Source organism: Pantoea sp. XY16 (genome assembly GCF_025153065.1).
In the GTDB taxonomy this organism is placed as follows: domain Bacteria; phylum Pseudomonadota; class Gammaproteobacteria; order Enterobacterales; family Enterobacteriaceae; genus Pantoea; species Pantoea alfalfae.
Genome location: NZ_JANZNP010000005.1, coordinates 346546 through 359856 on the forward strand (window position 1 = coordinate 346546; position 13311 = coordinate 359856).

At 55.5% G+C, this 13311-nt stretch carries 9 protein-coding genes; 5 read left to right on the forward strand and 4 right to left on the reverse strand.

Annotated features, from left to right (window positions below):
* The first annotated feature begins 47 nt into the window (after positions 1 to 47).
* Positions 48 to 776, forward strand: a complete 729-nt coding sequence (locus N1689_RS09415) for a DJ-1/PfpI family protein (RefSeq protein ID WP_222925514.1) — start codon at positions 48 to 50, stop codon at positions 774 to 776.
* Here the strand turns inward: N1689_RS09415 and N1689_RS09420 are convergent.
* From N1689_RS09420 to N1689_RS09430, 3 genes are read right to left on the reverse strand one after another with little or no spacing between them, the layout of a single operon-like run.
* Positions 726 to 1691: an acyltransferase family protein gene (locus N1689_RS09420; protein WP_260058681.1), complete on the reverse strand. Its 966-nt coding sequence runs from the start codon at positions 1689 to 1691 to the stop codon at positions 726 to 728. The genes N1689_RS09415 and N1689_RS09420 overlap by 51 nt on opposite strands.
* Complete coding sequence (locus tag N1689_RS09425; RefSeq protein ID WP_260058682.1) at positions 1684 to 4746, reverse strand: efflux RND transporter permease subunit; 3063 nt, start codon at positions 4744 to 4746, stop codon at positions 1684 to 1686. The genes N1689_RS09420 and N1689_RS09425 overlap by 8 nt, the downstream gene beginning before the upstream one ends.
* On the reverse strand, positions 4746 to 5834 hold the full coding sequence (locus N1689_RS09430) for an efflux RND transporter periplasmic adaptor subunit (protein WP_260058683.1): 1089 nt from the start codon (positions 5832 to 5834) through the stop codon (positions 4746 to 4748). The genes N1689_RS09425 and N1689_RS09430 overlap by 1 nt, the downstream gene beginning before the upstream one ends.
* Before the next feature lie 514 nt (positions 5835 to 6348).
* On the opposite strand from N1689_RS09430, the gene N1689_RS09435 reads away from it, so the two are divergent.
* On the forward strand, positions 6349 to 9078 hold the full coding sequence (locus N1689_RS09435) for a cation-transporting P-type ATPase (RefSeq protein ID WP_161736390.1): 2730 nt from the start codon (positions 6349 to 6351) through the stop codon (positions 9076 to 9078).
* Here the strand turns inward: N1689_RS09435 and N1689_RS09440 are convergent.
* On the reverse strand, positions 9067 to 10098 hold the full coding sequence (locus tag N1689_RS09440; RefSeq protein ID WP_260058684.1) for an AI-2E family transporter: 1032 nt from the start codon (positions 10096 to 10098) through the stop codon (positions 9067 to 9069). The genes N1689_RS09435 and N1689_RS09440 overlap by 12 nt on opposite strands.
* Positions 10099 to 10298: 200 nt before the next feature.
* On the opposite strand from N1689_RS09440, the gene N1689_RS09445 reads away from it, so the two are divergent.
* From N1689_RS09445 to N1689_RS09455, 3 genes are all read left to right on the forward strand, one after another.
* Entirely contained in the window at positions 10299 to 10913 is a 615-nt protein-coding gene (locus tag N1689_RS09445; protein WP_260058685.1) for a TetR/AcrR family transcriptional regulator, read from the forward strand.
* A gap of 50 nt (positions 10914 to 10963) precedes the next feature.
* A complete protein-coding gene (locus N1689_RS09450; RefSeq protein ID WP_260058686.1) occupies positions 10964 to 11863 on the forward strand; it encodes an alpha/beta fold hydrolase in 900 nt (299 codons plus the stop codon).
* A 241-nt stretch (positions 11864 to 12104) separates the two neighbouring features.
* A complete protein-coding gene (locus N1689_RS09455) occupies positions 12105 to 13292 on the forward strand; it encodes a M20 family metallopeptidase (RefSeq protein WP_253417848.1) in 1188 nt (395 codons plus the stop codon).
* The last annotated feature ends 19 nt before the right edge of the window (positions 13293 to 13311 follow it).

The following is a 13311-nucleotide window of genomic DNA, read 5'->3' on the forward strand; positions in this document are numbered from 1 at the left end:
CGGGCATCACGGCATGATGGTCACTCATCACCCGCCGGAGTTTACGCATGAATCGTCCGCTACAGATTGGTCTGTTACTTTTCCCTGATGTTACCCAGCTCGATTTAACCGGCCCGTGGGAGGTATTTGCACGCACGCCCGGCGTGGAGTGCCATCTGATCTGGAAAAATCGTCAGCCGGTACGCTCCGATCGCGGCCTGTCGATATTACCGACTACCACCTTTGACGATTGTCCATTACTGGATGTGATCTGCGTACCGGGCGGGCCAGGACAGATTGCCCTGATGTCGGATGATGAAACGCTGAATTTTCTGCGACGGCAGGCTGACCAGGCGCAATGGGTCACTTCGGTCTGTACCGGTTCGCTGGTGCTGGGCGCTGCCGGATTGCTGAAAGGATACCGAGCGACCTCACACTGGAGTTCCATCGATCAACTAGCTTTGCTGGGCGCGGAGCCAGTGAATCAGCGGGTGGTGCGTGACCGCAACCGTATCAGCGGCGCAGGCGTCACCTCCGGCATCGATTTTGCCCTGACGCTGGTGGCGGAAATCGCAGGAGACGCCGTCGCCAGAGCCGTTCAGCTGCAGATGGAATATGACCCCGAACCACCGTTTTCCTCCGGCTCGCCGCAGACCGCGCCGCCCGCGGAGGTGGCGCAGGCACGGGCGAAAATGGCTGAGTTCATTGCTACGCGCCGTGCAGCAACTGAGCGGGCCGCGCGGCGACTACAGGCTGATCAGCTTACGGACGCCGGGGATGCGCAACAGCAGAAGTGACAGCGCCATCGAGATGATCAGCGTCAGGGCGATGACCAGCAGTTTATCGCCCAGAGTCTGAATGCGGATAGCGGCTGCCAGCACACCAAAAATCAGGTAATGCAGGATATAAACACCGGTCATGGTCTTGCCGAGTGTGGTCAGAAATGAGGTCAGCCATTGGGCTTTATCCGGCAGCCGGATAGCGTTAATGCTGATCACGATCAGCACCACCAGCAGATAAACCTGTGAGCCGGTCAGCACCACATCATTGTGGGTCGCCAGAAAGCGCGCGATAAAGTAATAGCGCTCATACAGCCAGGTAAAGAGATACACCGCGGGCAGCAGTAGAAGGCTCACCTTTATGACTCTGGGTGATGTCAGTAACTGCATCACCCGTGGCGCAGCCATCAGTCGGCCCGTAAGGTAATAAAGTACCCAGGTCCAGATTCGGTACTGTGGCAGCAGCGAAAAGGCCCGCTGGTCCGGATAGAGGCTGGCGAGCAGGTCATAAGCAAAGGCCAGCACCAGCAACAATAAAATCCCTGCTGCCATTGCGCCAGGCCGCTGAATCAGCCAGTCGATTAGCGGATGCGAGATGTAAATGACAATCAGTGCAATCACAAACCACGGCTGGATCAGGTAGCCTTTGTGGTGCATCCCGGCAAACCAGAAAAAGCTGAACCAGAAGATAAAAATCAGCATAATGCGGCGAATTTTGCCAAGCTGCCATGCGGGTGTGTGCAGCTCGCCCGCGTCGAGATAGCCGCTCAGCAGAAAATAGAGCGGCGTAGCAATGGTCGAGATAAAACTCAGCACATTCAGCGTCAGATTAACGTCGTAATGGTAGCTGTCGTAACTCTGATACAGCGTGAAAAACGACACGGCGGTGATGCAGGCCAGCGTCTTCAGCATTGCCAGCCCGGTCTTATTCACCGTGCGCCTCCCGTCCGTGGAAGCAGCGATAGATCACCGGCAGCACCAGCAGGGTCAGCACCGTTGCAAATCCCAGACCAAAAATAATCACCACCGCCATGCTCTGGAAGAAAACGTCGCGCAACAGCGGCAGCAGGCCCAGTACGGTAGTAAAGGCCGTCAGCAGGATAGGGCGGAGGCGCGACGTCGCCGCATCAATAATCGCGAGCTGCAACGGCTTCTCCTGCCGGAACAGCCGGATCTCCTCAATCAGCACGATCCCGTTGCGGAGCAACATCCCTGACAGGCTGAGCAGCCCGATCAGCGCCATAAAGCCAAAGGGAATACCGGTGATCAAAAAGCCACAGGTCACACCAATCATCGCCAGCGGCACGGTGATCCAGATTGCGACGGCGTCACGCAGCGAGTTGAACATCAGCACGGTAATGATGAACATGGCCAGAAAGCCTACCGGCAGCGAACTCAGCAGACCACTTTGTGCTTCTCGTGAGCTCTCAAGTTCGCCACCCCAATCCAGTCGATAGCCCGCCGGGAGTTTAAGCTGATCGATCTGCGGCTGAACCCGTGCCACTACCTGCGCGGACGTTAAGCCTGAGGCGGGATCGGGATCCGTCTGCACCGTCAGCACGCGCGTACGGTCACGACGCATAATCAGCGGGTTTTCCCACTCCAGCCGGAAGTCAGAAATCACATTGCTCAGCGGCACAAAGTGCTGCAGGGCAGCGCTCCAGAGCTGAATGTTTTCGATGTGATCAACACTCTGCCGCTCTTCATCAGCCGGATAGAGCATCACCGGCATCAGCCGCGATCCGTCCCGGAAAATGCCCACGGCATCGCCGCTGAAATTCATTCTCAGCGCCTGATCGATATCGCGCTTATCAATGCCCAGCTCCTGACCACGCAGTGCCGAATAGACCGGGCGGATCACTTTGCTGCGCTCCTGCCAGTCATTACGCACCGGGAACGTCGATCCATCCGCCAGAAAAATCGCATCCAGCTGGCTGCCGATGTGACGCAGCACTTCCGGATCCGGGCCGGTTACTCTCAGGGCAATCGCGCTGTCACTGGCGCTGCCAAACTGAATGCGCTTGATGCGCTGATTCACCTGCGGGAAGTTCTGCTGAATATAATGCTCGGTCTTCAGCGCCAGTGCATCCAGCTGCCGGGCATCCTTAACCCGCACCATAATCTGTGCGAAGTTGCTGTACTGGCGCGCCGCGTCATACGTCAGGGTAAAACGCAGTGCACCCTGACCCACTGTGGTCACCGTTGCCGTAACAGCCGGATCCTGATTAATAAACCGGGCTATTTCCCCCGCAGTATCTGCGGTGTAGTGAATATCGGTGCCGTAGGGCAGCCAGAGATCGGTAAAAAAGACCGGCGTGCTGGATGAGGGGAAAAAGTTCTGCTTCACCAGAGTAAAGCCATACAGCGACAGTGCCAGCAGCGCGACCATCGTCGCCAGCGTGATCAAGCGAAAACGCAAAAGGCCGCCCAGCGCCTGGCGGTAGAGCCGAAAAACGATGCCCTGGTAAGGATCGGAGAGGTCAGTTTTGGCGGGCTTCGCTGCGCCACGACGTTTCTCGCTCCAGTTAATAAATACCGGGGTCAGTGTCAGCGCGGTTACCCAGCTCAGCATCAGCGAAATCAGCAGCACCTGGAACAGCGATTTACAATATTCGCCGGTTGAGTCCTGCGACAGGCCAATCGGTGCGAAGGCAAGTATCGCGATAATCGTGGCACCCAGCAGGGGCAGGGCTGTACGGCGTACCATGCGGGAAATCGCCTGCTGTAAAGGATGTCCGCGCTGATGATCGATCTTCACCCCTTCGACGACGACGATGGCATTATCCACCAGCATGCTGAGCGAAATAATCAGCGCGCCCAGCGATACCCGCTGCAGTTCCAGTTTAAACAGGTACATGATCAGTAGTGTGCCGAGCACGTTAAGTGCCAGTGATGCGGCAATCACCATGCCGCTGCGCAGGCCCATAAACAGCAGCAGCGTTCCCACTACAATTGCCAACGCCATCAGAAAGTTGAGGATAAAGCCATCAACAGACTGTTTCACCTCGTGCGCCTGATTGTAGAACACCTTCAGGCTGATCCCGGCGGGGGTATCCTGCTGATAGTGCGCTATCCGGGCGGAGAGCGCGTCGCCAACATCAATCACGTTGACGCCAGGCGCAAACGAAATGCCGATTGCCAGTGCCGCTTCACCATCGGCAAAGTAGATATTGGCCGGGTTATCGGTCACGCCACGTGTCAGGGTGGCGATATCGCGCAGATGCACGTTCTGCGGGCTGCCCGCAGGCAGAATGGGCAGATTCGCCAGGTCGTCGAGTGTCTTTAGCTCGCCGGTAGGGTGAAAACGGATGGATTCGCTATCGACCCGCAGCGTGCCGGCACTGGCAACACTGTTATTCCGGTTCAGCAGATCGGCGATGCGCTGCGGCGTCATACCATAGGCGGTCATTTTGCTGGCGGAAAGGGCAATGCGGACCTCCTCCTGCTCAACGCCCGCTACCGCGACTTTCGCCACGCCCGGCACCAGTACGAGATCGCGCCGCAGCTGATCGGCATAGTTACGCAGTTCGCTGTTCGTAAAGTCTTTGCCGTGGATAACGAAGAAATAGCCATACACATCGCCGAAGTCGTCGTTCACCAGTGGAGCCTGCACGCCTGGAGGAAACTGCCGGGCCGCATCGCCGACGCGGCGACGTAGCTCATCCCAGATTTGCGGCAGCTGATCGGCAAGATAGCGGGTGTGGATATTGACGGTAATCTGCGACAAGCCGTTGCCTGAAATAGACGTGACATTGTCCAGTGATGGCAGGCGCTGCAGCGCATTCTCCAGCGGCAGGGTCACCTCTTCTTCGACCTGCTGGGCTGACGCGCCAGGATAGTGGGTGACAATCACCGCCGACTTGATGGTAAACAGCGGATCCTCAAGGCGGCCAATGTTCAGCAGGGCATAAATGCCGCCCACGCCCAGCAGCAGAATAACCATCCAGATGCGAATGGGTTTATCAAGAAAGTGCTCCTGAATACGCATTATAACCCCCGCTCACGCTGCCAGATGCGCACCGCTTCACCGTCACGCAGCTCACCCACACCGGCAGCAACAATGCGGTCGCCCGGCTGCAGCCCGCTGATAATTTCAATGCCCTGCGCGGTAAGACGACCTACTTCGACGGGGCGATCTTTAATGCGCAGAGCCTCGCCATCCTGCTCAACCAGCCAGACGTGCGGCTGATTAGTGGGGCTGCGATCGGGATTGAACACCGCAGCCGCCGGTACCACCAGCCGCGGCTGCGCTGGGGCATTCGGCAGGTTATGCAGCTTAACGCGCACTGAGCCGCTAAGGCCGGCAACGCCAGGCAGATCATCGGGACGCAGCATGGTCAGCACCACCTGGTACGTCAGCGTGGCAGCGTCGGTCTGGCTGGTGTGCTCTTTATATTGCGCGTTGAAAAAGCGGCCTGGCAGGGCGTTAAACTGCACCTCCGGCTGATAGTGAATATTCTGGATGTCCAGGCTGGTAAAGAGGGTTTCAGGCAGCGTGAAGATAACATCGAGCAGATCGGCCCGGGTCAGCAGCGCAATCGGCTGTCCGGCGGCTACGACCTGATGATTACGCGCCTGTACTCTGGCAATCACCCCATCAAACGGCGCGCGCAGGGTCAGGAACTGTAACTCTTCCTGCGCGATTTTCAGTGCGGTAGCGGCGGCATCACGGTTAGCACGCTGCACATCCATTTCCGATTTTGAAACGGCGCTGCGCTGGGCCAGCGTGTTAAAGCGCTGAAATTGCCGCTCCGCCAGATGTAGCGCGGTCTGACGATCGCGCACCCGTAGTGTCGCATCCGTGTCGTTCAGGGTGGCAAGAATTTGACCCGCTTTCACGGGCGTTCCGTCACGGATGTCGAGCTGTACCAGCTGGCCCGCCCTTTTGAAAGCCAGGTCGGTATTATCTCCAGCCTGAATACGGGCAGGAAATACCCGGATATTCTGCGCAATGTCCGGCTCAAGGGTAAAAACTTTTATTACGCGGGGTGGTGGCGCGTCCGGTTCTTTTTTTTCATCGCACGCTGTCATAAATAAGCAACAGAGAAAAACAGGAATAACCTTGCGTTTAATCATTTTATTCGCCTTAACATCAGCTATTTCACTGCGGTTTAATAAGCGTTAAGGCGTCATTAGCCTGGTGCTTATCGCCACCGGGATAAAAATATTTTTTAATATTCGTAATCTTATTTTAACGAGACGGCAGGGCCGCTTCGCCTGGATCGGGTTACGCTGCCATATGAGAGACCACCAGCCAGGTCAGTAAGCCGACTAATGTGGTTGCGGTGACCGCGAGAATAACGAAACCGCAAAGCATGATAATGCTCTGTTTTTTCATCAGAGTTTCCTTTTGCGAGCCAGAGTACAAGCCGAAGCACACTGCATCAGCATACTTAAACCTTACCTAAACAAAAACAACGTTGTTATTCTCATAATATAGGTTAGATTTAATTTAGCCATTTTATGTTATTCATCAGACGTTTCTTACCTAAATATGATATCGGTCATTACCGGCGGGAGCGGCTCCCCGCAAAATGCATGTCTTTTAATTGCGCCTTTAATTCATCGCTAAATGGCACGAGGTTTATATATGCTAAATAATGATAAGCAGGATAAAGCGTTAGCTTTATCTGAGCGCCCCTGGTATCAGCGTAGTGTAGTCGAGATATTTTCTGACCTGCAAAGCTCTCCAGCAGGATTATCGACTGCTGACGCACAGGAACGTCTGCATAAACAGGGGCCAAACGCGCTGCCGCAAAAAGCGGATAAATCAGCGCTGCTCAAATTTATCGCCCATTTTAAAGATGTGCTGATTTATATTCTGCTGGCCGCAGCGGTGATCACCGCGCTTATGGGCCACTGGGTTGATACCTTTGTCATTATCGGCGTGGCCGTTATCAATGCCCTAATCGGCTTTATTCAGGAGAGCAATGCCGAGAAATCGCTGAAAAGCATTCAGAACATGCTCGCCAGTGAAGCGATGCTGGTGCGGGACGGCAAACAGGTCACCGTCGCAACACGCGATATTGTGGTCGGTGACGTGGTGATGTTACGACCCGGCGACAAAATCCCGGCTGACCTGAGACTGTTTGAAGTTAATAACCTGCGGGTTGAAGAGGCGATACTTACCGGCGAATCAACGGTGGTGTCGAAGAAAATCGACACGCTGAGCGGTGAAAAATCGCTGGGGGACCGTCTGAATCTGGCGTTTTCCGGCACCACAGTCAGTTCCGGCACCGCCTCAGGTGTGGTCATCGCCAGTGGGGGTGACACGGAACTGGGCCATATCAACGAAATGATCAGCGGCATAAAAGAGGCTAAAACCCCGCTGCTGGTGCAGATCGACAAACTGGGTAAAGCGATCTTTTTCATCATCCTGCTGATGATGGTCGCTCTGTTTATCTTCGGTTACCTGCTGCGTGACATTCCATTGGGTGAGCTGTCTCTTTCCGTGATCAGCCTGGCGGTTGCGGCCGTGCCGGAAGGTCTTCCCGCTATCATCTCCATCATCCTGTCGCTGGGCGTGCAGTCGATGGCGCGCACTAAAGCGATTATCCGTAAGCTGCCGACTGTCGAAACACTGGGCGCGATGTCCGTGATCTGTTCCGATAAAACCGGCACGCTCACCATGAATGAGATGACGGTGAAAGCCGTAGTGCTGGCGAAGAGCCGCTGGCGCGTCAGCGGAAACAGCTATGAACCCAAAGGGGAGATTGTTGCTGAGCAGGGCGACGCAAGTGGACTCTCTGCGGCCCAGGATCCGCTGTTTCAGCAGTTCCTGCATGCGGTAGACACCTGTAATGAAAGCCAGCTGCGTCAGGAAAGTCAGGGTCACTGGACGATTGTTGGCGGCCCGACTGAAGGCGCGCTGAAGGTGCTGGCGGCGAAGGGCCAGACGACACCTCAGCCGGTTGAGGTGGTGAGCAAGCTGCCGTTCGATTCCCTCTATAAATATATGGCGGTCAGTTGTGTTGCCAGCGGCGAATCTTATGTGCTGCTGACCGGTGCGCCAGATGTACTGCTGACGCTGTGTCAGCAGCAGCAAACACCGGAGGGCGCCGAGCCGATTGATCGCGCTTACTGGGATGCCGCCATCACCACTTACGCCAGCGAAGGGCTGCGCACCGTAGCCGCCGCCTGGAAGCGAACATCTGCACCCGTTACCGCGCTGGACCATGCCGATCTGAAAAGTGACATGGTGCTGCTGGGTCTTGCCTGCATGATGGATCCCCCACGCCCGGAAGCGATTGCCGCCATCGACGAGTGTCAGAAAGCGGGTATTCGCGTCAAAATGATCACCGGCGACCATCAGGAAACCGCGATGGCGATTGGTCAGATGCTGGGTATTGGCAACAGTCAGGCCGCCATCACCGGCTACCAGCTTGAACACATGAGCGATGCCGAACTGGCCGACGCCGCAAAAACCTATGACATCTTCGCCCGAACCAGCCCGGAACATAAACTGCGTCTGGTGAAAGCGCTGGAAGCGAGCGGTGAGATCGTCGGCATGACCGGCGACGGTGTGAATGACGCACCGGCGCTGAAACAGGCCAACGTCGGCATTGCGATGGGCATCAAAGGCACCGAGGTGACAAAAGAGGCGGCCGATATGATTCTGGCCGACGATAACTTCGCCACTATCGCTGCGGCGGTGAAAGAAGGACGTCGCGTTTACGACAACCTCAGGAAAACCATTCTGTTTATCATGCCAACAAACCTGGCACAGGGCCTGCTGATTATTATCGCGATTCTGATGGGCAATCTGCTGCCGTTGACTCCGGTACAGATCCTGTGGATGAACATGGCGACGTCGGCCACGCTGTCGTTTGGTCTGGCGTTTGAACCTGCTGAAGCCAATGCGATGCGCCGGCCACCGCGTAATGTGAAAGCGCATGTAATGGATGCTTATGCTATCTGGCGCGTGGTGTTTGTCGGCCTGCTAATCTCCATCAGTGCCTTTGTGCTGGAGGCCTGGCTGCAACCGCGCGGCTACAGCGCTGAGTTTATCCGCACCGTCCTCCTGCAGATGCTGGTCACCGCGCAATGGGCTTACATGCTTAACTGCCGTAATTCTGATGGCTTCTCACTGGATCGCGGTCTGCTGAAAAACCGCGGAATCTGGCTGGTGACGCTGGTACTGATTGTTCTTCAGGCGATCATTATCTATGTGCCATTAATGAATACGCTGTTTGGTACGCGCCCACTGCCAATTAACTACTGGCTGATTTCGCTAATTGTCAGCATCGCGATCTTCATTGTGGTTGAGATCGAGAAACGCCTCACCCGCGCATGGCGGGTGAAGACGGCGTCACTGAGTTAACTCTGACTCCGGGTCCTGCTGCGGATTGCTCGCCAGCAGGACCTTCTTAATCAGATAGGTCAGAGGAATAGCCAGTATCCCGCCCGTAATCCCCAGTAATGCCTGCCAGAAGAGAAACGCCAGCAGCTGTGTGGTGAGCGCCAGATTGAGTCGTTTACCAATCAGCAGAGGTTCAATCACCGAACTCAGGCAGAGGTTCAGCACCATAAAGAAGCCTGAGACCGCCAGCGCAACCTGTAAATCAAACATGATGTAGCTCTGGATCACTGGCGGAATTGCGGCCAGGAAAGAACCCAACACCGGCACGTAGTTAAAAATAAACATTAACACGCCCCAGAAAAAGGCAAACTTCAGTCCGATCAGGTGTGCACCTAAACCCACGATGATCCCGCCAAGAATACTGGTCAATGTTTTCACCCTGGCATAAACAATAACGCTCTCAATTCCCTCCTGCAGCGCCAGATAAAAGGCCTGATTTTTTCCGCTGACCCGCTGCTGAAGCGCCGCTTTCAGCAGCGGCATCTCATAGAGCATGAACAGCAGCATCAGGAACACCATGATCCACCAGGAGATGACGCCGGGAATTTGCGTCAGAAATGCAGTGACGATGCGCACTATTGCCCCCGCATCCACAAAGGTCAGCAACTGGTCGGGCGTCATACCGATATCGAGGCGGGCAAAGGCCAGCGTCAGCTGTTCAAGCCGGGCCGCCAGCAGCACGGGCGCCTGGCGGCTGAGCTGCATCAAATCGGGGGTCAGCACGGTTAACTTGAGGATAGTGACCACCATGATCAACAGCATCAGCATAATCACCAGTAGTGACGAGACGATGCGCGGTATGCGTTTGTTTTCCAGCCGGGTAATCAGGGGATCAAGCATGATGGCCAGTAACATCGCCAGCAGAACCTGATTGATCAGCGGTGCTGCCAGATAAAGGCCGGTGAGAATAATGGTCAGACAGGCGAGGATAAACAGCACGCGTGCCAGTGGCGGCCAGAGGGTGAACCAGCTCATTCCCATGATTGGGCTCCTTCAGCAAAGATAAGCTGCAGTATAGATGAGGCTTAAGCTTCAGTGCCTTGCGTCAGGTCAGAGGGGGGAGGGTCTGGAGAAAGGTTATGAAATGCGTATCAGCGTCATAATGCATTGTTTAGCTGCTGGGAAAAAGATTTTCATTGCGGGACAAATGAGTCTATCTTAAAGGAAATGATCATTCTCTAATGGTGTTTGCGATGAACGATAACCGTTTTAAAGAGCGGGGACGACCGCGGGCGTTTGATACCGATGCGGCACTGGACAGCGCAATGCTGGTATTCCGGCAAAAGGGCTATCACGCCGCCTCGATAGGCGATTTGGGCCAGGCAATGCAACTCACTACCGGCAGCATCTATAAAGCTTTTACCGACAAGCGCACGCTGTTTGCAAGCGTCTTTGCTCGCTATCTCTCAATGCGTAACAGCAGTTTAGCCGCGCGGCTGGCGCAATGTGAAAATGGCCGTGAGAAACTGGCGGCGCTACTCAATTTTTATGTGGATTCAGTGCGCGATGTCGAAGGTGAGCGCGGCTGTCTGGTCGCTGTCAGCGCCGTGGAGCTGCAAACTCTGGATGAGGAACTTGCCGGAGCCGTCAGCGCGGCGCTAATACGCAACCAGCAGAATCTGCAGCAGATAATCAGCCTGGGTCAGCAGGATGGTTCGATCAATCCCGCACTGGACAGAGAGGCCACCGCTTCGTTAATGCTTTGCATCGTGCTGGGGATGCGGGTAGCCGGTAAAGTTGCTGCGACCCGGCCCGATGTCAGCATCATCCCCCTGGCGCTGAAATTACTCGACTAAATTTTTTATTCATTAAGGAAGTGATCGTTTCCTTATTTTCCGGAGGTTTTATGCACGTATATCCACTCCACCAGCACCACTTCATTAATATTGACGCGCAGCGGCTGCACTACCTCAGCGCAGGCAGTGAACACGCTGAGACTGTGGTTTTGCTCGCGGGTTTCCCGCAAAGCAGTTATGCCTGGCGGGAGGTTATTCCCTTGCTTGCCAGCCGCTTTCACGTGATCGCACCCGACCTGCCAGGGCAGGGTGATTCTGACTTTCCAGCCAGTGGTTACGACACTGACAGCGTGGCAGAGCGCATACTGGCGCTGCTGGACCTGCTGGGTATCGAACGCTTTCATCTGGCCGGGCATGATATCGGGGCGTGGGTCGCCTGGTCACTTGCGGCAGGCCATCCCGAAAAGGTCAGGCGTCTCGCGCTGCTGGATGGCGGCATTCCCGGCATCACACTGCCTGACTTACTGCCAATGGTGGGTGATAGCGCCTGGAAAACCTGGCATTTTGGATTTCACTGTGTGGATGATTTACCGGAAGCGCTGATCACTGGCAGAGAGGCGATCTACCTGGACTGGTTTTTTAACCGTAAGTCAGCTAATCCACATCGCATCGATGCGGCAGCCCGTCGTGAATATCTGCGCGTTTTTCAGCAGCCCGGAGCCTTGCGGGCCGGACTGGCTTTTTACCGCGCTTTTGCACAGTCGGCAGAGCAGAATCGACAGCGCGCGTTAACAGGCAAACTGGCTTTACCGCTGCTGGCTGTCAGTGCCGACCAGGGATCGATACCCGATATGGCCACCCCGCTGCGCACCGTAGCGCATCAGGTAAGCAGTGAAACTGTTCTCAACTGCGGCCATTTTATTCCCGACGAACAACCCGAGAAATTAGCGGAAATACTGGCAGACTTCTTTGTTCCCTCTCCGGATAAAAGCGCAATATCACCTCAGTGACAGTAGGGAAAGTAATGTCGTGTGGCGGATTATTAATATTATTGCTGATCCGCTGTTATCTCATACAGGTTTCCAATAAATAACACTATCTTATTGATTTTTAAGCATGTAGAGCAGGCTGTTGCGCGTTGCTTTCTGTCGCGTGCTGTGAATAAATAAACGGTCATCAACGTCCGCCATCAGGATAAGATTAAAATAGCGGTCGGCAGCAAAGTGCCGATCGCATATTGCCGGGGCTGCTATGAATCAGGAAAAAGCACGACTGGCCGGGGAAATAAAAGCCAGAGTTAATGAACTTGAATCGCAGTTAGTGGCGATTCGACGTGATATCCATGCGCATCCGGAATTAGGCTTTGATACGCTGCGTACCGCCAGCCTGGTCACAGAGTATCTGCAGGCGCTGGGACTCAATCCCCGCACCGGCGTTGGTCGCAGCGGTGTTGTGGTGGATATCGACGGCGCAGAGCCGGGTAAGACGCTGCTGTTGCGCGCCGACATGGACGCGTTGCCAATCCATGAGCAGACCGGTTTACCGTTTGCCAGCCGCTATCCCGGAAAAATGCATGCCTGTGGGCATGATATTCACACCGCAACGATGCTGGGTGTGGCAACGATCCTGCCGCACTATCGTCAGCAGCTCAAAGGCCGGGTCCGGCTGATATTCCAGCCCGCGGAGGAGACGCCAGAAAGTGGCGCTGAGGCGATGATTGCGGACGGCGCGGCAGATGGCATCGACTGGGCCGTGACCCTGCATAACAAGCCTGAACTGGCTGCGGGGGAAGTCGCCCTGACGCGCGGGGCCAGCACCGCCTCCAGTGATGAATTCGACGTTACGGTACATGGCGTATCGACCCACGCGGCACGTCCTCACATGGGCACCGATCCGATTATCGCGACCGTGCATCTCATCAGCCAGCTACAGACCCTCATCTCGCGTGAACGCGATCCCGCTTACTCCGCCGTATTAACCATCGGGCACATTCAGGGTGGTACCACCCACAATATCATTCCCGATAGCTGCCTGTTTCAGGGCACCATCCGGACTAAGTCGCCGGAAGTACGCGCTGCTATGGAAGCCTCGTTTAAACGGATGTGCGAAGGGGTGGCGCTGGCGCAAAACGTACGGGTGGAGGTTAACTTCCAGCGCGGCGTGCCGCCTCTGATGAATGACGATCGTTTGATCGATTCACTGGAACAGATTCTGTCGCATCAGTTTGATAAACCCATCATTGCGCAGCCCAGCGCCAGCTTTGGTGCCGAAGATTTTTCACTGTTCACGGAACGGGTACCGGGCTGCCAGATTCATATTGGATCGGCCACGCCGGGCCGTGACGATCACCTGCATAACTCCGACTATCAGCCGGACGAACGCAGCATTACCGCCGGGACGCAGGCGCTGACCCGCCTTGCAATTGATTTACTCTCTTAATAATAAATAAATGAGGTTT